Below are 19190 nucleotides of genomic sequence, written 5' to 3' on the forward strand. Positions count from 1 at the left end.
GTCGGGAAGGAGGGGCCGAGCCCTCCTCCCCGCCACTCAGCCCTTAGCCGCGGGAGGCGAGGCGCTTCCGCGCCATCAGCGCCGCTCCGGCCGCGAGCATGAGACCCGCGACACCGGCGAGGCCGAGCATCGCGCCGTCGCCCGCACCGGTCACCGGCAGCTCCGGCTTCGCCGGCTTCTCCGGCGTGGTCGGGGTCGTCGGCTTCGTCGGCTTCTCCGTGACCGGGTTCTTCACCTGGATCGCAACCTCAGTGCCATCGCCGATCGTGAACGTCGACGGCGAGATCTCCGGGGTGCCCCAGACGAGCCCCTCGACCGCTGCCGGCGCCTTCTCGGTCACGGTCACCTCGGCCCCCATCGGGAGATCCGGGCTCGAGACCCGCTGACCGTCGGCGCCGATCTTCAGCGTGCCCGAGCCTGCGGGGAAGCCCACTCCGGCCGGGTACGAGTAGTCGAGATCGAACGTCGCGTTCTCGGGCACGAGATCCTGCGCGGCCTTCGTGCCGTCGAAAGACTTCGCGGCCGAGAACTTGCCGAGCTTCACCGACGCGGTGTTGGTGAGCTGGATCTCGGTGAGCTTGCCGCCCTCGAGCTTGAAGTCGTTCTTCGAGAAGACCGGCGTGGCCCAGTTGATGTTCGACGGGCTCGTCGGCGTGACCTCGTTCAGGTGAACCGTCGAGTCTCGGGGGAACTCGTCGCTCTCCCAGGTGCCATCGGCAGCGACCTCGAAGTCGCCGTCCAGCACGTCACCCGCGGGAGTGGTGACGGTGTAGGTACCGGTGAACTTCAGATCGGACGGAAGATTCGCGGCGTCGCCTTCGACCTTCTTCGTGATGCTGAACACGCCGACGTTGTCGCCGATGCCCGTGCCGCCGCCACCGGCGTAGCGGACGTGACCGTCAGCTCCGCCGCCGCTCTGGCCGTTGATCGTGAAGTCGGCCCGGTTGGTGTAGTCACCCGTTGCGCCGTTGTCCGTCACGTCGGTGACGTACTTCACCTGGTAGAAATAGCCCTGCTTCGTGGTGAACACTACGGTTCCGTTGGCGTCGACCGAGTAGTCGGCGCGCGGAACGATCTGCCAGTTCTGGGGCCGGATCGCGCCGTCGCCGCGCGGGCCCTTCTCGTTCGTCTCCATGAGGAGCGGGTTCGTGTCCGTGACCGTGAGGCTCTGGTTCGGGCCCGGGGTGTCCGTCACCTCGATCTTCTGGCCGCCGGCCATTCCGGCCTCGGGCGCCCCGATGTGGACGTACCAGGAGATCGTGTTGTTCGCGTAGTCGAAGGCGCCGTCCTTGCGGTTGTCCCACAGGAAGTCGCAGTTCGTGGTGCAGGTGCCGCCCGGCGGGGTCACGGTGACCGTCACGACCTGACCGTTGACGGTGAAGGACTCTTCCTCGGTCTGCGTCACGTCCTTCTTGACGACGACCCAGAAGTTCACGTTTCCGTGCAGGTTGCGGGGATTCTCCGAGATGTACCCCGCGTCGAAATCGCACTCCAGCTGCGTCGCGCGCGCCACGCAATTCGCGATCGTCTCGCCGGTGTCCGAGGCCGTGATGACGAACGTGTCGCCGCGACCCGCGAGCTCCGGCGGGAGCGCGATCGTCATGCCAGCGGGCGGAGTCGGGTTGTCCGGCAGCGTCCACTCGGCGGTCATCTCGGCCGAGGAGCCGCTTCCGACGGTGTCCTTCACGAAGTTGATGTTCGAAACCGTCGCGTTCGTCGTGTACGGCGGTGCCGCGACAGCCGCTCCGACGCCGCCGGTGACGAGCAGCAGCAGCGCGGTTCCGGCGGCCGCGAGGCTTCGGCCGACGTTCCAGAATCTTCCGGAAGCGGGCTTCGCCCCACCTTTTTGGGCGCGATGAATCATTGCAATATCCCCCCTGGATAGACAAACATGTCCCCGCCATGCCAGCACATTCGGCACCACATGTCGAACACTGATCGAAACTTCACTGAAAACCCTAGGAATCCTCTGAAATCTATGAAGCAGGTTTGTAGGGGATACATTACGGAACGAGTGCGGCTCTCCGGGCCAGGGTCCCTCCTGCCGCACACCGCGGAGCTCCGATCGCCACGCCGCCCTCAAGGAAGTGAAGGCGCTCGCGAGCCACTCCGCCAAGAGCCGGCCGAGTGACAGCGAACTCCAGATCAGACAACACTTGTCGATGAAATAACCCAACGAACTTTCCCGGAAAACAAAATTGCTCCCCGTCTCAAAACCTGTGAGAGAATTCCGAAACGGAACGCGATGAATCTGTGTCGCCGCGTTCCTGTACCCGGGGGGATACCACGTGAAACTTACGAAACGATTCAGCGCGCGCGCAGGAGCCATTCTTGCCGCAGCGGCACTCATGATCGGCGCCGTCGCCGTCGCCGATCCGGCGCTTGCGGAAACGAATCCGTATCCGCAGCCTGATCTGCCAAGGCACCTCACAAACGGCACCGGTGTCTTCGAAACACAAACCCTGTACGTCTACATGAAAGCCGGCGAGACGCTCACCGGAGACGCAGGCGCGCTCACTGGAAAAGAGAACCCGGCTGACACCTATACCATCGGGCTTGGCAAAGCGAGGATGGTGGTGACGTCCCCCTCCGGTGCCGTGATCGCCCAGAAGAACGGGCTCGGGATGTTCGATGCGGGTACCGCCTCCGACGTCGGCCCGCTCGTCGTCGAAGCGCCAGCTGACGGCATCTACCAGGTGACTGTTGGCCCGGAGGCCCCGCGGTACGGCAGTTCCAGCCGGCCCTGGGTCCTCAATGTCACTTCGGGCGGCGTCCGCCAGCCGGGTCGGGTGTTCACCACCTCGTACCAAATCATGCAGCCCACCACGAACTTCAACCAGAATCTCGCGTTCTGGGCGGTCAGCGAGCAGGGCTACCGGTACAAGATCGACCTTCCGAAGTACAACGGCTGGAACTCGGTCATCGCCGCGAACGCGTTCGGCAACGTGGACCGCGCGAGCTGCCAGCCCACCTACGCGTCGGACCTGCGCAATCAGGCCGTGGCGAGCGCCGACGCCGCGAAGTGCGGCGGGAGCTATCTGCTATTCTTCGAGGATCCCTCCCCCGACTTGCCGGCAAGCGCGGCGATCGCCCCAGCGACCGCCCTGTCCGGCGGCGCAGCCACCCACTGGCTCAACCCGGCAATCGCAGCGCCCACCGTGCGGGACCTGCAGTTCACCCCGTCAGGCGCGCAACCCCGATCGGGAACGCTGAGCTACTCCGTGGGCAGCCACAATGGCAGCTACACGATCCACATCGACGCCGACGGCGACGGATCCTACGACGGACCGCTCGACCGTCATGTCCCCGCGAACACCGCGACCGGCGCGGGTAGCTACGCATTCGACGGGCTCGACGCGAACGGGGCACCGATCTCGGCGACCACCTCGGTCGGGTTCAAGCTCACGGTCAACCAGGCGGCCGAGATCCACCTCGTCCTCGTCGACGTCGAGACCATGGCGGGCGGCGTCAAGATGACGCGTCTGAACGGCGACGGGATCGCAGACGACCGGACCTACTGGAATGACTCGATGTTCGCCGCATACGCGAATTGCGGCCCACGGCCCGCGTCGATCAACTCGCTGCCGGACGGCGTGCCCATTGGCGACGCGGCGACGCGCGGCTGGTCCTCCACGAATGGCACTTGCAACAACTCAGATAGCGCACAGACCGGCTCGTGGGGCAACAACAAGTCGCTTGACACCTGGACCTACGCGAAGTCCGACGTTTCCGCGGAGACCCGCTACGGAGGAACCGCCGCGTTCACGCTCGCGAAGAGCGCCGACGCGCAGACTGTGCAGGTCGGCGACGAGATCGGTTACTCCTTCACCGTCAAGAACACGGGCACGGCGGGCCTGAGCAACGTCGTAATCTCCGACCCACTGCTCGGGATCACCGACTTCGTGTGCGCACAGGATCTCGCGGTGGGCGCGGAGACGACGTGCGACGCCCCCGTGAAGCACAAGGCCACTGACGCCGACGGCGCGGCAGGAAAGGTGCACAATATCGCCACCGCGAACGCGACTCCGGGCCCTGGCGCATCGGCGCCGGAGGAACAGACCGCCACCGCAGACGTCGCCGTGACGGTTCCGGTCGTGTTGACCCCCGGGTTCACGCTCGCCAAGACCGCAGACGCCACAACGGTCGAGGTCGGCGAGAGCATCTCCTACTCCTTCACGGTCAAGAACACGGGCGAGACCCCGCTCACGAACGTCACGATCGACGATCCGCTGCTCGGCGTGTCCGACTTCGTGTGCGCGAAGGACCTCGCGATCGGCGCCGAGGCCACCTGTGACGCCCCGTCGACCTACACGGCGACCGACGCCGATGGAGTCTCTGGCACGGTGCACAACGAGGCCACCGCCACGGCAACCTCCCCCGGCACCGACGCCCCGCCGAAGCAGACCGCCACGGCCGACGTGAAGGTGACCGTTCCGGCCGTGCTCACCCCGGGTATCTCGCTCACCAAGGCCGCAAGCGCGACTTCCGTCGAGGTCGGCGAGAAGATCTCCTACTCCTTCACGGTCAAGAACACGGGCGAGACCCCGCTCACGAACGTCACGATCGACGATCCGCTACTCGGCGTGACCGACTTCGTGTGCGCGAAGGACCTCGCGGTGGGCGCTGAGGCCACCTGCGATGCCCCGTCGACGTACACCACGACGAAGGCCGACTACCGCGCGGGCAGCGTGACGAACCACGCGACCGCGTCCGGAACCGCGCCAGGCGGCAAGGTGACGGCGAAGGCGTCGGCTCTGGTGAGAGTGACGGAAGCCGGCGTGGTCGTCCCGCATCCGGGCACGCCGACTCCGGACCCGAAGCCGAAGCCCACTCCGAAGCCGGGGGACGATCTGCCGGTCACCGGCGGCGCTGACGTCGCCGGTCTCGCACTCGGAGCAGTCGCGCTGATCGCAGCCGGTTCCCTGCTGCTCGCGCGCCGCCGCGGCTCGCGAGCGTAGCCGCCGCAACGTGAAGCGGGTCCCGTGGTGTTCGCCACGGGGCCCGCTTCACGATCAGGCAGCATTGGCCAGAGGCTCGGTCGGGCCCCCTCACCCGGCTTCTCGGGCAGGACATCCACGCTGCTCAGGAATGCGCAGTCCGCCGCCCATCGATCCTGCGTCGGATGGCGAGCACCCAGGACACGAGGATCCCCGCCGCGAGCGCCCAGAATGCCGAGCCCAGGCCGATCGCGGTGACGCCGGAGGCCGCCACGAGGATCGTCACCGCCGCGGGCACCCGCTCGTGTTCGACGCTCATCGCCCCCGCGCAGGCCGCAGCGAAAGCGCTGATCATCGCGACGCCCGTGATGGCCTCGATCGCGCCCTGGGGCGCCGCGAGTACGAGGGCGGTGAGCGCGGAACTCAGCACGCCGAGCACGAGATAGGTCACGCCCATGGAGACGCCCGCGATCCAGCGTCGCTCCCGCGGCCCGGCGTCAGGTCCCGCGGTGAGAGCGGTGCTGATCGCGGCGAGGTTCGCGGCGTGGCCCCCGAACGGAGCGGCGAGCATCGTGGCCCCGCCCGTCGTGACGAGCGATGCCCGCCACGGCGCCGCGAAACCGAAGCCGGCGAGCACCGCGACACCCGGGATGTTCTGCGACGCCATCGTGACGAGGTAGAGCGGCAACGCGATCCCCGTCAGCGCCTGCAGGGTGATCGTCGGCATCGTGAACTCAACGGTCGGAACGAGGTCCTCGAGCGGGATCCGCTGCCCGCCCGTGACGAGTCCGATCGCGATCACCGCGATACCCGCAACCAGCGCGAGCGGTACCGCCCATTTCGGGGCCAGGATCAGCATCACGAGCCAGACGACGAGGATCGGCGCGACGACGAGCGGATGCTCGGCGAGCGCCGGGATCGGGCCCAGGACCAGGGGAAACAGCACGCCCGCGAGCATGCCCTGCGCGATCGGCCCGGGAATCCGCTGCACGAGACGCGTGAGGCCCGGCCACAGCCCGGTGAGCACGAGGAGGGCGCCCGTCACGAGGAACGCCCCCACCGCCGCCGGCCAGCCGCCCGCGACCGTTCCCGTCGTGATGAGCAGGGCCGCTCCCGGCGTGGACCAGGCCGCGGCGAGCGGCATCTTGAAGCGCCAGGACAGGAGCAGCGCGGACGCTCCCATGGCGAGCGTCACGGCCAGGAGCCCTGACGCGGCCTGCGCCGGGTTCGCGCCGACCGCGCGCAGCCCGCTGAGCAGGACCGCGAAGGTGGCGGCGAACGCGACGAGGGCGGCGACCGTCCCCGCACTGATCGGGGCCCAGGGGATCTCGCGCGGGCGCGGGGCGCTCGGGGGACGATTCATTTACGGAACGTACCATGACGGCGGGCCGGGGCGCGAAGTCCGGAGCGCGGTCGCGCCGGGCTGGCCACGGGCGGGACCCGAGCGGGGCCCGCTCGGGCCGCGGCGCGGAGGTGCGGGGCCGCTCCTCAGCGACCCTTGTTCTTGCGCTGCACCCAGAGCGCGACCCCGACGACGACGCCGGCGATGACGAAGATCGTCCAGGAGATGACTGCTGCGGTGACCACGCCCCAACGCTAGCAGGCGGCAGCGCCAGCGACGCGGGGTTATCGTGGTGACATGACCCGCGATCAGGAGATTCGGGCCGCGCTTTCGGAGTGGCGGGCGCAGGCCGACGAACGTGTTGCCCGGCTCGAACGCTCGCTCGCGGCGCTGCAGGAGGCGCGACGCGGCTCCTCCGACGATGACGAGCACGACCCCGAGGGGGTCACGCTGTCGGGTGAGTGGTCGATGCTCTCTGGCCTGCTCGGCTCGGCGCGCGAGGACGCGGCACTCGCGGAGGACGCGTTCCGCCGGCTCGAGCAGGGCGAGTACGGGATCTGTGCCGCGTGCGGGGAGCCCATCCCCGCCGGCCAGCTCGAGGTGCGCCCGGCGCGCGAGCGCTGCGTGGCCTGCACGCCCTAGCGCGGCGTGGGCGGACGCGCCGCCCGGTGGCGCCCCGCCCTGATCAGGTTTCGATCTCGCCGAAGCCGGTGAACTTCCAGCCGGGGCCGCCAGGCACCTCGTGGCGCTCGAAAACGGCGATGAACTCGTCATTCGTGTCGGCGTCGCGATAGCCGACCCCGAGCCGATCGCCGCGGAGGGCGACCGAAGACAGCTCGGCCTCTCCGGAGGGGACCGCGGCGAGGAGCGCCCCCAGTTCCGAGAGGACCTCCTCGAGCTCGCCTCGCGCCCCCTCCTCGAGTTCCTCGCGCGACTCGGCGAACACCGCGACATCGAGCTCGAGGGGAGTTCCCACGAGGAGACTTCCCGCCCACTCCGTCGCCCCGTCGGAGCTCTCCTCTTCGAGGAGATCGACCTCCTCGAACGCCGCCGCGTAGTCCACCTCGGGCTCGGGCATGCCGTCGTCCACGCTCATGATCCGCTCAACTCTCGCGAGATGCCGTCGGAGGCGAGCTGCGCCTCGGCGACGAGCTCCGCGTCACCAGCGCGCTCCGGATCGAGCCACTCGTCGTGGAGCTCCCGCGGCAGGACGAGCGGCATGCGCGGCCAGGTCTCGGCCGCCTCGCCGACGGCGTCCCGGGTGACCATCGAGTAGGACAGCCGCTCCGTGCCGTCGGGGAGCGTGACCGTCGAGGTGAGGGCCGCGATCCCGAACAGCTCATCCCCCGGAAGCGAGAACCGCACCTTCTTCTCCACGTACCAGGTGGCCGGCAGGATCGCCCGATGCTGGAACGGCCCCTTCCAGGAGCGCAGCAGCTTGTCGTCTCGGCTGTTAAACGCCGAGTACTTGACGGGGCCGCTGGGATCGCGCCACAGCCACCACCAGCCCAGATCGATGCGACGCTCGCCCTGAGGCGCGTGGATCAGGGGATTCAGATTGACCGCTCGGGCGCCCGTGATCGCGGCCCGCCCATCACGGGCGTCCGCCCACTCGGCGAGCAGTCGCTCGTTCGCGGGATCGCTCATGGGCGGCAGGTCGAGCGGGAGCGGCGCGCCGCTTCCGCCGCCGAGTCCATACGATGCGCACATGCCGCCAGGATACGTGGGACCGCTGACATTCGGGAGGGGCGGAACGCGAACGGTCCGCGCCGCGCCGCGCTACTGTCCCAGGCGCGAGGCGGCCGCCTCGTCGAGCAGCCAGATCACATCGGCGTGCCGGCGCAGGAAGCTCGCGGGGAGCGCCTCGGTTTCTGGGCCCTCGATCGCCGCGGCAACGGCCGCGGCCTTCGCGGCGCCCGTGGCGATCATGAGCAGCGCGCGCGCCTCAAGGATCGTCCCGATCCCCTGCGTGATCGCGTGCGTGGGCACCTGATCGGCGCTCTCGAAGAAGCGCGCGTTGTCCTCCCGTGTCTCCGGCGTCAGCTCGACCGCTCGCGTCCGGGAGTCGACGGCCGACCCCGGCTCGTTGAACGCGAGATGCCCGTTGCGGCCGATCCCGAGGATCTGCAGGTCGATGCCGCCCGCGGCGGCGATCGCGCGTTCGTACTCAGCGCCGGTCTCGGCCGCTTCGGCGACGGTGCGCGCGAACGGGACCCGCACGCGCTCGGGATCGAGGCCAACGACGTTCACCGCGTCGTCGCGGATCACGGCGTGATAGCTGCGCGGGTCCTCGGGGTCGAGCCCGATGTACTCGTCGAGCGCGAAGCCCCTGACCCGGTCGAGTGAAATTTCCCGGCGCCGGGCGAGCCCGCCCCACTCGCGGTATGCGACGACGGGTGAGGAGCCGGTCGCGAGGCCGATCACGGCGTCGGGCTTCCGCTCCACCTGCGCAACCAGGTGTTCCGCGGCGGCGTTTCCGAGGGCCTCCAGGTCGGCGAGTACGCGCACGTCCATTCGAATTCCTTCTCCCAGTTCGCGGTCAGCGGGGGTCACACGAGCGTATCGGGGTCCCGCAGCCGCTCCTCCCAGAACGCGCGCAGCTGCTCGCTCTTGCGGAACACGATCACGTCCCATTCCTCGTCCGTGGTCGAGGAGTCGGCGAAGTCCGAGGGCACCTTGAACATCTGCAGCGGCACACCGAAGCGATCGCACACGCGGGCGAACGCGTAGGCCTCCATGTCGACGAGCGTCGCCCCGAGCGCTGAGATGGTCGCGCGCTGCGCGTCGTCCTTCACGAAGACGTCGCCCGTTGCGATGACGGCCCGGTGCGACTCGGGCAGCACCTGCTCCCCCGCGGGCGCGAGTTCCGGCGACGGCAGCGAGAAGTCGTGCTGCACGACACCGCTGATCTGGTAGATCTCGTCGAGGCTCGGGCGTGCGCTCCCCTCGGTCCCGTCGCCGACGACGCCAGCGGTGCCGAGCACGAGCACCCGCCCGATCTCGCGCCCCTCGGCGGCGGCTGCGGCGAGCGCGGCCGACAGCTCGGTGGCGGCGTTGATCTTGCCGACGCCGGTCACGAGGTGGGGCACGTCGGCGAAGGCCGAGGCCTCGTCGCGGTGGGCGAAGACGATGAGCGTTTCGGTCACTGGCATGGGCCTCTCTCCGGGTCCTCGCGGCGCCCGAGAACGATGTCGCGCCGGACCGGCGCAAACTAAGACTAGCGTTTCTCGAAGAAATGTTCTAAACTGATGAGCTGAGCTTCGAAGGAAGCCTCGCGATCGCTGCCCAGGGAAGGGCGAAGCGGCTCAGGCCGCGCATTCCACGCGGGCGCCTCGAGAGCTCAGCAGCGCGACACCGCGCTCCCCGTGGAACACCCTGGATTCCGCACACACCGCGTCACCCGCGCGCGCCGGATCAGCCGATCCTGCTGCTCGCGGATCGGCTCGCTCGAGCCCGGCGACGCGTGCCATCATCGCCCCGGTTCGACTCCGCGGGCGAGGCGCCGAAGCGGCGCAGTAAGACTAAGGAACACCCGATGATGAATACGATCAAAAACAAGAACACCGACACGACCAAGCGCTTCGAGACCGCGGCTGCGACGGCGCCGTTCGCGGCGACGCCGATCGCCTCGGCCTCGCGCTCCACCGGCTCGACGCTCCGGACGCCCTACCACGCACTCGGAACCGACGGCGAGATGCGCGTCCCCGAGTGGGCACAGAGCCGCTCCGTGTACCGCACGGACGGCCGCACGCTCTACTTCGTCGAGACCGACGATCTCGACGCGGCCCGGCTCGACCTGGCGCGGCTCGACCGCTCAGGCTGGGAGGTCCGCGTGGCAGAGGACGAGGCCGGCGAGGGGGCGCGCATCGCGCTCACCCGTCGCGAACTCGCCCGCGCCGCCTGAGCGACGCCGGCCGGCGACACAGCCAGACCCCAACCGCGGCCCGGATCGACACCCTGTCGGTTCGGGCCGCGGCCGTCTCCGGCCCGCAGCGCGGCGCGGCATCGACCCGTCGCCGGGCGTCACACCCGCGCCCCTCCCGAAACCGCTCGCTAGGCTGATCGCATGAGCGATGTGGAACTTGCCGAGGTCGAGAGCTTCTCCCTGGATCACACGAAAGTGCTGGCGCCGTACGTCCGCCTGATCGGGGTCGAGCACGGCCCCAAGGGCGACGCGATCTCGAACTACGACATCCGGCTCGTGCAGCCGAACGAGCAGGAGATCCCCACGGGCGGCCTGCACACGATCGAGCACACGCTCGCGGCGCTGCTCCGCACCCGCTTCGACGGGCTCATCGACATCTCCCCGTTCGGCTGCCGCACGGGCTTCCACCTGATCGCGTGGGGGGAACCCACGCCCGAGGTGGTTGCGGCCGCGATCAAGGCATCGCTCGAGGACATCGCCGAGCGCATCACCTGGGAGGACGTGCCCGGAACGGAGGCCGTGAGCTGCGGCAACTACCGCGACCACAGCCTGCACTCGGCGCGCGAGTGGGCGCGCGCGGTGCTCGACCGCGGGATCAGCCTCGACGCGTTCGACCGCTCGCGGATCGCCTAGCCCGGATCGCCCGCCCGGGAACCCCGAACCGGGTCTCCTCCGAGAACGCAGAAGCCGGCCACGCGCACGAGTCGCGGGGCCGGCTTCTGCGCTTCGTGGCGCGCGACCGCGCTAGGACACGAGGACGTCGAGCGCGGTCGTGAGCGCGCCGTCCACGGCCTGCGTCACGATCTCGCGGTACGGATCGTAACCGTCCATCGAGTCGTTCTTCGCGGCGAGCGGGTTGCCGTCGATCGCGAACACCGCGCCCGACTCGATCCCGTTCAGGGAAGCGATCACGAACAGGGCTGCCGCCTCCATCTCGACCGCGACGACGCCGGCGCGCTGCCACAGCTGGTGATCGATGCCCGTGATGACGTCGCTCGGGTAGAACATGTCCCCCGTGAGCACGATGCCCGTGTGCACGTCGAGGCCGGTGCGACCGGCGGCCTCGCGGAGCGCGATCGTGAGATCCGGGGTCGCGATCGCGGGGAAATCGCTCGGCACGAGCTGGTGGCTCACGCCCTCCGCGCGCACCGCGCCGGTCGCGACGACGATCGCGCCGTCGACGACCTCGGGCTGGATGCCGCCAGCCGTTCCGGAGCGGATGATCCGGGTGACGCCGCCGCGCGCGAGCTCCTCGAAGCAGACCGCGGCGCCAGCAGCGCCCACACCGTGCGAGGCGATCGTGACGGGAACACCGCGGTAGCTGCCCGCGTACACGTGATACTCGCGGTTCGCGGTGAGCTGGCGGACGTCGTCGAGTCGCTCGGCGACGCGTGCCGCGCGGCCGGGATCGCCGACCACGAGCGCGCGATCGGCGAGATCGGACACGCGAGCGCGGAGCAGCGGGAGTTCAGCGTCGGAGGGGAGCCTCACGGGAGCCATGTGATGTGTGCCTTTCGATTGTGCGGTGCGGTGCGGGTCGCGCCGGGCGGGTGCCCGGCGGCGCGAGGGTCGGGATCGGGATCGGGATCGGGATCGGGATCCGGGCCAGTATCCGGGCCAGGATCAGGATCAGGAGTCGCCGGAGTGAGCGGCATCGGCAGCCGCGGCATCGGCGGCCGCCGAGAGCCGCTCCCGCGCCGTTGCCGCCCGCGCACGGATCGCGGCCGCGTCGAGGGTGAGGTGACGGCCGTTGGCGTAGACCTGGCGCCCGCCGACGAACACGTGGCGCACGTCGGCGCCCGTCGCGGCAAACCCCAGGTGCGAAACGAGCGATGCGGCGTCGAACGGCGTTGCCGCGGAGCCCCGCGCGTCGAGGGCGATCACGTCCGCGAGGCGCCCCTCCTCGAGCGCGCCGGACTCGGGGAAGCCGATCGCCTCGGCGCCGCGACGGGTCGCGATGTCGAGCACGTCGGCTGCCTTCACGATCGCGGCGTCCTGGTGGGCGCCCCGGTGCAGGATCGTGCCCGTCTTGACCTCCTCGAACAGGTCGAGCGTGTTGTTGCTCGCGACCGAGTCGGTGCCGAGGGTGAGGCGGACGCCCGACTCGAGGAACTCGGGCAGCGGGGCGATGCCGTTGCCGAGCTTCAGGTTCGAAACGGGATTGTGGCTGATCGCGACACCGTTCTCCGCGAAGAACGCAATCTCGTCCGCGGTGAGGTGCACGCAGTGGGCGGCGAGCACCTCGGCGTCGAAGAGCCCGAGCGAGGCGAGATGGTCCCCAGGGGTCGCGCCGTAGCGCTCGACGATCTGCGCGACCTCCGCCGCGGACTCCGAGATGTGCGTGTGGATCGGGATCCCGTTCGCCACCGCCCGCTCCGCGATGTCGCGCAGGAACTCGGGCGGGCAGGTGTACGGGGCGTGCGGGCCGTAGGCGATCCTGATCTGGGGATCATCCGCGTAACGCTGCGCGAGCTTCTCCGTGAGATCGGTGACCTCGGCGCCGTTCGCCTGCGAGACGCCCGGGAACCCGACGGCCTCCGGCGCGAACGACGCCGGCGCGACGAGCGCGCGCATGCCCGCGGCGCGGACGAGCTCGACGAGCGCCGCGTCCCAGTAGTACATGTCCGCGAAGGCGGTCGTGCCGGTCTCGATCATCTCGACCATCGCGAGTTCGAGACCCGTCTCGACATCCTCGCGCGTGAGGTGCTGCTCGAGCGCCTGGACCGCCGCAAGCCACGGCATGAAGCCCTCGTCGTCGGACACGGCCCGCAGCAGGGTCATCGCGGAGTGCGTGTGCCCGTTCACGAGGCCGGGCATGAGCACGTGGCCGGCGAGATCGTGAGTGACCACGGAATCCTTTCGGGCCGGGCCCGCGTAGGTGATGCGGCCGGTGCCGTCGAACGCGAGTTCCGCGTCGGCGACCGCCCCGTTCGGAGTGAGCATCGCGTCCGCCCGCAGCACGGTCTCTTGCTCCGTACCCTGACCGCTCGCTCGCGGCGTTTCTGCCTCAAGATCCATGGTGTCCCCCTCGGTTCTCTCTCTTCGCTGTCTCCTGAACGTACCGGATCACGGGCGAGCTACCAGCCCGGCGTCGCGAGCATGCCGCCGTCCACGGCGAGATCCTGGCCCGTGATGAACGACGCGGCGGGTGAGGCGAGCAGGACGCACGCGTTACCGATGTCCGCTGCCGTGGCGAGACGGCCGAGCGGGGCGCGCTCATTCCAGCTCGCGACGCCCTCCGGCCACGCCTCGGCGAGGCCCGGCCGATCGACGAGCCCGGGCGACACGGTGTTCACGCGGATCCCGTCGGGGCCGAGCTGGAGCGCCGCCGCGCGCGCGTGCATCACGAGGCCGGCCTTCGCCGCCGCGTAGTGGGCGTGAGCCATCCCGGGGCGGCTCGCTTCGATCGACGCGATGTGGGTGATCCAGCGGGCTCCGGTCCGGTCCTCGTCCTCCCGCTCCGCCTCGGCCGTCATCGCGGCGGCGGCCTCGCGCGACAGCTCGAACACCGCGCCGAGGTTCGTCGCGAGCACCGCGTCCCAGTCGGCCCGCGAGGTCTCGGCGAGCAGCTGCACGGGCTGGATCCCCGCGTTGTTCACGAGTCCGTCCAGGCCGCCCAGCGCGTGCACCGCCTCGGCGACGAGCGCCGCTGGCGCTCCGTCCTCGCCGAGATCGGCGCGCACGGCAACGGCCCTGGCGCCGCGTTCGCGCAGCTCCTCGACCAGGGCGAACGCCGCGTCGGCCGAGCCGCGATAGTGCACCGCGAGGTCGGCGCCGGCCGCCGCGAAGCGGCGGGCGATCCCGCCCCCGATGCCGCCGGAAGCCCCGGTCACGAGCACTCGCTGCCCACTCAGATCGGGAAGTCCCGTGTCGCGCTGCCGCATCAGCTAGCCTCCGAGTCGTCTCTGCCTGGTCGAATAGTCTCGCAGCGCGCGCAGGAAGTCCACCTCGCGCAGATCCGGATACAGCGCCTCGACGAAGTAGAACTCCGAGTGGGCGGACTGCCAGATCATGAAGTCCGAGAGGCGCTGCTCCCCCGACGTGCGGATCACGAGATCCGGGTCGGCCTGGCCGCGCGTCCACAGGTGCTCGCCGATGAGTTCGGGCGTGAGCCGTTCCCCGAGCGTCTCGATCGTTCCGCCGCCCGCGCGATGCTCCTCGACGACCTCCTGCATCGCTGCGAGGATCTCGCTGCGGCCGCCGTAGCCGACCGCGAGATTGACGTGCAGACCGGTGTGATCGGCGGTTTTCTGCTCCGCCGCGCTCAGAGCCTCGGCGAGTTCCTCGGGGAGCCCCCTGCACGATCCGACGTGTTTCACGCGCCAGCGCGGATTCGCCGCGAGCAGGCCTGCGAGCTCCGCGATGATCCCGAACAGGTCCTGCAGTTCCACGCTGTCGCGGGCCCCCAGGTTGTCCGAGGACAGGAGATAGAGGGTGACGACGTCAACGCCGGCCTCTTCGGCCCAGCCCAGGAACTCGGGAACCTTGCGCGCCCCTGCGCGGTGCCCGAAGGCCGCGCGCTCCTGCAGGCGCTGCTTAGCCCAGCGCCGATTCCCGTCGACGATCATCGCGATGTGGTGCGGGGTGCGCGCCGGGTCGATCTCCCTGCGCAGGCGCCGCTGATAGAGCCGGTAGAGAAACCCGGCGCGGGGTGGGGACGGCTGCGCACTCACCCTCAGAGTCTACCGGGGCGCGGCCCTCCGACGCCGGGGAGTTCCCAGCGGGATGCGATCAGGATCCTCCCCAGCGAGCACCCCGGCACCTGGGGGTTCCCTACACATATGCACCTGCGGTTCTGTGCGGTGCATACACTCGAGAGTATGACCGCCCCCGCAGCGCCAGAGCCCTCCTCAGCCCGCGGCACCGGCACGTTCCCTGAGCCGGACGCGCTCTCGCTTCCCCTGCTCGAGGATGCGCTCGAGCACGGGCCGGGCGGGCCGGGTTCCGGTCCTGACGGCCCGTCACGCAGCGAACCGGTCGATCCGAAGCCGAAGTGGCGCGGCTGGATCCACGCCGCGACGTTCCCCATCGCGGTCGCCGCGGGGATCGTGCTCATCTGCCTCGCCCACGGCGCCGTCGCGAAGTGGGCGTCCGCCGTGTTCACGCTCACGAGCATGCTGCTGTTCGGCGTTTCGGCGCTCTACCATCGCATCAACTGGAAGCCATCGACGAAGCAGCTGTTCAGGCGGCTCGATCACGCCAATATCTTTCTCCTGATCGCGGGCACCTATACGCCCATCGCGCTCCTCGCGCTGCCGCCGTCGAAGGGCGTGCTGCTGCTCGTGCTCGTGTGGATCGGGGCCCTGCTCGGGATCGGTTTCCGGGTGTTCTGGATCGGCGCGCCGCGCTGGCTCTACGTGCCGCTGTATGTGCTGCTCGGCTGGGCGGCGATGATGTACATCGTCGACATCGCGCACGCGAACCTCGCGTCGATGGTGCTCGTGGTGGTGGGCGGGCTGCTCTACACGGTCGGCTCTGTCGTCTACGGGATGAAGCGGCCGAACCCGGTGCCCGGAGTGTTCGGGTTCCACGAGATCTTCCACTCGCTCACGGTGCTCGCGTTCCTCTGCCACTGGACGGCGGCGCTGCTGCTGGCGCTCGATCCGGTGCCGCTGCGGTAGTCGCGGCGACCCCTATTCCGCGGGTGGTGGCGTCTCTCCCGCGAGCACGGCGAGCACGGCCGCGCCGTAGCGCTCGAGCTTGACCTGGCCGATCCCGCTGATCGCGAGGAGTTCCTCGTCCGTGCCCGGCGCGTGCGCGGCGAGCGCGGCGAGGGTCGCGTCGCCGAATACGACGTAGCCCGGCACGCCCTGGCGTCTCGCCTCTCCGGCGCGCCACTCGCGCAGCCGCTCGAAGACTTCTCCCTGCTCGGGGCTGAGGTCGGCGGCCGCGGCCGACTGCTTCGCCTGCCCCGATCCGGATCGGGATCCGCGGGCGCGCCCGCCGCCGCCCGCGCCACGCGCGAGCACTTCCTCGCGCATCCACACCTCTTCCGCACCGCGGAGCACGGGCTTCGCGGCTTCGGTGGGGGCGAGCACGCCCCACTCGCCGCGCGCCTCGAGCATGCCCGTTGCGAGGAGGTGACGGACGATGCCGCGCCACTGCGCGACCGACCACTTCGCGCCGATCCCCCAGGTGGTGAGTTCGTCGAGGCGCATCTGGGTGACGCGGTCGGAGGTGGTGCCGCGGAGGACGTCGATGTGCTGGCCCGCCGCGTAGGTGCGGTTGCGCTCCCGCTGCGTGCGAATGATCGTGGAGAGCAGCATCTGCGCGGGAACGGTGGCGTCCCACAACTTGGGCGGGTTGAGGCAGACGTCGCAGTTGCCGCACGCCTCGGCCGCCTCCTCGCCGAAGTAGCGGAGGAGGAACTGGCGGCGGCAGCCGACGCCCTCGCAGAGGCCGAGCATCTGGTCGAGGTGGCGGGTCTGGTTGGCCCGGGTGGCCTGGTCGCCGTCGCCGGACTCGATGAGCTGCCGCTGCTGCACGACGTCGGCGAGGCCGTACGCCATCCAGGCCTCGGAGGGCAGGCCGTCGCGGCCCGCGCGGCCGGTCTCCTGGTAGTAGCCCTCGACCGACTTGGGCAGGTCGATGTGGGCGACGAAGCGAACGTCGGGCTTGTCGATGCCCATGCCGAACGCGATCGTCGCCACGACCACGACCCCGTCCTCGCGGAGGAAGCGGTTCTGGGCGCGCTCGCGCACCTCCGGAGGGAGGCCAGCGTGGTAGGCGACGGCGTCGACGCCCGCGTCCTGCAGCGCCTTCGCCGTCTGCTCGACGCGCTTCCGGCTGAGGGCGTAGACGATCCCGGCCTCGCCGGAGTGATCGCCCCCGATGAAGGAGATGAGCTGGGCGCGCGCGTTCTGCTTCGGCTCGATGCGGTACCGGATGTTCGGTCGGTCGAAACTGGAGACGAAGTGCTCGGCGTCGCCGAGGTGCAGGCGCTCAGTGATCTCTCGGTGCGTCTCGGGTGTGGCGGTCGCGGTGAGGGCGATCCGCGGCACATCCGGCCACAGCTCGGCGAGCGCCCCGAGCCGCAGGTAGTCCGGTCGGAAGTCGTGGCCCCACTGGGAGACGCAGTGGGCCTCGTCGATCGCGAACAGCGCGATCTTGCCCTGCTGGAGGAGTTCGACGGTGCCCGCGGCGGAGAGCCGCTCGGGGGCGAGATAGAGCACGTCGAGCTCGCCCGCGCGATACTGCCGCTCGACCTCGCGGCGCTCGTCGAGGCTCAGCGCCGAGTTGAGGGCCGCGGCGCGCACTCCCGCGAGGCGAAGCGCCGCGACCTGATCGTGCATGAGCGCGACGAGCGGTGAGAGCACGATGCCCGTGCCCTCGCACACGAGCGCGGGGATCTGATAGCAGATCGACTTGCCGCCGCCGGTGGGCATGAGCACGACCGCGTCTCCGCCCCCGATCACGTGGCGAATGATCGCCTCCTGCTCGCCGCGGAAGGCCTCGTAGCCGAAGACCTCGGCGAGGACGGCGCGCGGGTCGCGGCCCTGCTGCGGGCCGGAACCGGCGGTGGAGACGTCGATCCCCGCGATTGCCTCGGCGGGAGCGGCGACCGTGGCGGAAAGCTCAGAGGCGCGCCCACCCGGGGGGTTCGCCCCACCGGTTCCCACGCTCCGGGTGGCGCCGTACCCCTCTGGCGGGGGCGCGCCCCACGCCTCCCCCGGCCAGCGCTCCTCGTCGCCGAAGGCGTCGAAGCCATCGAAGCCGTCGCCGCGGGAGCCGGGGTCGCCGTCGTACGGCGAGGACACGGGAGGCGCCATGCCCGGGATCAGTTCCGCGTTTCGCCGCCGGCGGCGCCGTCGGACCGATCCGCGGACTCGTCGGCGGAACGCCCGCGGCTCGCGGCGCCGGGGTTCCCGGCATCGCTTCCCAGCTCCTCAGCGATCTGCTCCTGCACCTCGTGCCGGTAGGCGTTCCGGCGCAGGCGGTTCACGAGGAGGAACCCGAGGGTGATGATCGCCGCGGCCATGAGGCCCGTGAAGATGAATCCCTCCACGCCCGGCGTGACCTTGGTCTCATCGAACTTGGTGTCCTCTGCCAGCTGGATGACCGTCGAAACGATCCCGATCATTCGTTCTCCTCCTCGATGCCCTGAAACAGGTCTGCCTCGAATTCACTGGTGGCGACCCGCGAGGCGGCGAGTCGGTAGTCCTCGAACGGCCAGGCTGCGCGCTGCAGCTCGTTGGGCCAGAAGAAGAACGAGCTGTCCGGCGGCACCTGGCTCGCGTGGGCCCGCAGCGCCTCATCCCGCCGCTCGAAGAAGCGGCCGACGTTGATCTTCGCGGTGCCCCGATATGCGCGGCGGGTCATCCACTCGCGCATCTCCTCGAACTGGCCGATCAGTCCGTTCTCCGGATCGTTGTCCAGAAGCCACTGATAGACCGTGTTGACGCGTTCGGCGTTGAAAATCTCTTCGTAGTACAGCTTCTTGATGGCCCAGGGCTCGCCGGCATCCGGGTAGGCGGCCGGATCGCCTGAGCGATCCCACGCAATCTTGCTGATCTCGTGGCAGCGGATGTGATCCGGATGCGGGTAGCCGCCCTGCTCGTTGTACGTGATCATGACGTGCGGGCGGAATTCCCTGATGACGCGGACGAGCACCTCGGCCGAGACCTCGGCGGGGATGTCAGCGAATGATCCGGGCGGAACGGCGACGCCCTCGGGCGGCAGCCCGGAATCCTGGTAGCCGAGCCAGCGATGCTCGAACCCGATGATCTCCTGCGCGCGCGCCATTTCCTCGCGGCGCAGGCCTGCGAGGTCGCGACGGCTCTTCGGGTTGCGCGCGACGAGTTCGTTGAGCACATCACCCCGCTCGCCGCCCGTGCAGCTCACGATGAGCACCTCGGCGCCCTGGTCGAGGTAGTGGGCGTAGGTTGCTGCGCCCTTGCTCGACTCGTCGTCCGGATGCGCGTGAACCGCGATCAACCTGAGCGTCATGCGCGTCCTTTCACACGTGCGTCCCGGGGGTTCCCGATAC

The 19190-nt window shown here is 69.9% G+C and carries 18 protein-coding genes; 5 read left to right on the forward strand and 13 right to left on the reverse strand.

The features are described from left to right. Positions 1–43: 43 nt before the first annotated feature. The gene (locus JD292_RS05805) at positions 44–1864 is read right to left on the reverse strand and encodes a DUF5979 domain-containing protein (protein WP_200131797.1); all 1821 of its coding nucleotides are present in this window, start codon (positions 1862–1864) and stop codon (positions 44–46) included. Between the two features lie 424 nt (positions 1865–2288). Between JD292_RS05805 and JD292_RS12440 the strand changes: the two genes are divergently transcribed. Then, positions 2289–4958, forward strand: coding sequence for a CLIPPER-2 domain-containing protein (locus JD292_RS12440; protein WP_200131798.1), 2670 nt, complete (start codon positions 2289–2291; stop codon positions 4956–4958). Positions 4959–5082: 124 nt separating this feature from the next. Here the strand turns inward: JD292_RS12440 and JD292_RS05815 are convergent, their stop codons facing one another. Continuing rightward, positions 5083–6300 carry a benzoate/H(+) symporter BenE family transporter gene (locus tag JD292_RS05815; protein ID WP_200131799.1) on the reverse strand — a complete coding sequence of 406 codons (1218 nt, stop codon included), beginning with the start codon at positions 6298–6300 and terminating at the stop codon, positions 5083–5085. A gap of 276 nt (positions 6301–6576) precedes the next feature. On the opposite strand from JD292_RS05815, the gene JD292_RS05820 reads away from it, so the two are divergent. Next, positions 6577–6921 (forward strand): TraR/DksA family transcriptional regulator, encoded by a 345-nt coding sequence (locus JD292_RS05820; RefSeq protein WP_200131800.1) that lies wholly within the window; start codon positions 6577–6579, stop codon positions 6919–6921. A 43-nt stretch (positions 6922–6964) separates the two neighbouring features. Here the strand turns inward: JD292_RS05820 and JD292_RS05825 are convergent, their stop codons facing one another. From JD292_RS05825 to JD292_RS05840, 4 genes are all read right to left on the reverse strand, one after another. Next, positions 6965–7375: a hypothetical protein gene (locus tag JD292_RS05825; RefSeq protein ID WP_200131801.1), complete on the reverse strand. Its 411-nt coding sequence runs from the start codon at positions 7373–7375 to the stop codon at positions 6965–6967. Further along, positions 7372–7989: an SOS response-associated peptidase family protein gene (locus JD292_RS05830; protein ID WP_200131802.1), complete on the reverse strand. Its 618-nt coding sequence runs from the start codon at positions 7987–7989 to the stop codon at positions 7372–7374. Before JD292_RS05830 ends, JD292_RS05825 begins: the two co-directional genes overlap by 4 nt. A gap of 69 nt (positions 7990–8058) precedes the next feature. Further along, positions 8059–8793 (reverse strand): glucosamine-6-phosphate deaminase, encoded by a 735-nt coding sequence (locus JD292_RS05835; RefSeq protein WP_200131803.1) that lies wholly within the window; start codon positions 8791–8793, stop codon positions 8059–8061. 35 nt (positions 8794–8828) lie between these two features. Further along, positions 8829–9431 carry a phosphorylase family protein gene (locus tag JD292_RS05840; RefSeq protein ID WP_200131804.1) on the reverse strand — a complete coding sequence of 201 codons (603 nt, stop codon included), beginning with the start codon at positions 9429–9431 and terminating at the stop codon, positions 8829–8831. 383 nt (positions 9432–9814) lie between these two features. On the opposite strand from JD292_RS05840, the gene JD292_RS05845 reads away from it, so the two are divergent. Next, positions 9815–10183: a hypothetical protein gene (locus JD292_RS05845; RefSeq protein ID WP_233613653.1), complete on the forward strand. Its 369-nt coding sequence runs from the start codon at positions 9815–9817 to the stop codon at positions 10181–10183. Between the two features lie 162 nt (positions 10184–10345). Further along, on the forward strand, positions 10346–10837 hold the full coding sequence (locus JD292_RS05850) for an S-ribosylhomocysteine lyase (RefSeq protein ID WP_200131805.1): 492 nt from the start codon (positions 10346–10348) through the stop codon (positions 10835–10837). Between the two features lie 111 nt (positions 10838–10948). On the opposite strand, the gene JD292_RS05855 is transcribed toward JD292_RS05850, so the two are convergent. From JD292_RS05855 to uppS, 4 genes are all read right to left on the reverse strand, one after another. Further along, positions 10949–11704: a nucleoside phosphorylase gene (locus JD292_RS05855; RefSeq protein WP_200131806.1), complete on the reverse strand. Its 756-nt coding sequence runs from the start codon at positions 11702–11704 to the stop codon at positions 10949–10951. Positions 11705–11833: 129 nt separating this feature from the next. Next, complete coding sequence (locus tag JD292_RS05860) at positions 11834–13222, reverse strand: amidohydrolase (RefSeq protein ID WP_200131807.1); 1389 nt, start codon at positions 13220–13222, stop codon at positions 11834–11836. A gap of 59 nt (positions 13223–13281) precedes the next feature. Then, a complete protein-coding gene (locus JD292_RS05865) occupies positions 13282–14088 on the reverse strand; it encodes an SDR family NAD(P)-dependent oxidoreductase (protein ID WP_200131808.1) in 807 nt (268 codons plus the stop codon). Positions 14089–14091: 3 nt separating this feature from the next. After that, positions 14092–14877 (reverse strand): polyprenyl diphosphate synthase, encoded by a 786-nt coding sequence (gene uppS / locus JD292_RS05870; protein ID WP_200131809.1) that lies wholly within the window; start codon positions 14875–14877, stop codon positions 14092–14094. A 147-nt stretch (positions 14878–15024) separates the two neighbouring features. On the opposite strand from uppS, the gene trhA reads away from it, so the two are divergent. Further along, a complete protein-coding gene (gene trhA, locus JD292_RS05875) occupies positions 15025–15825 on the forward strand; it encodes a PAQR family membrane homeostasis protein TrhA (RefSeq protein WP_200131810.1) in 801 nt (266 codons plus the stop codon). Positions 15826–15837: 12 nt separating this feature from the next. On the opposite strand, the gene recQ is transcribed toward trhA, so the two are convergent. Genes recQ through mca form a run of 3 tightly spaced genes read right to left on the reverse strand, consistent with a single transcriptional unit; the run spans position 15838 to position 19150 of the window. Then, positions 15838–17973 (reverse strand): DNA helicase RecQ, encoded by a 2136-nt coding sequence (gene recQ, locus JD292_RS05880; RefSeq protein WP_200131811.1) that lies wholly within the window; start codon positions 17971–17973, stop codon positions 15838–15840. A gap of 8 nt (positions 17974–17981) precedes the next feature. Beyond that, complete coding sequence (locus tag JD292_RS05885) at positions 17982–18284, reverse strand: hypothetical protein (protein ID WP_200131812.1); 303 nt, start codon at positions 18282–18284, stop codon at positions 17982–17984. Then, positions 18281–19150 (reverse strand): mycothiol conjugate amidase Mca, encoded by an 870-nt coding sequence (mca, locus tag JD292_RS05890; RefSeq protein ID WP_200131813.1) that lies wholly within the window; start codon positions 19148–19150, stop codon positions 18281–18283. The genes JD292_RS05885 and mca overlap by 4 nt, the downstream gene beginning before the upstream one ends. Positions 19151–19190 lie beyond the last annotated feature (40 nt).

Origin of the sequence: Leucobacter edaphi, assembly GCF_016522535.1 — a bacterium.
Classification (GTDB): Bacteria; Actinomycetota; Actinomycetes; order Actinomycetales; family Microbacteriaceae; genus Leucobacter; species Leucobacter edaphi.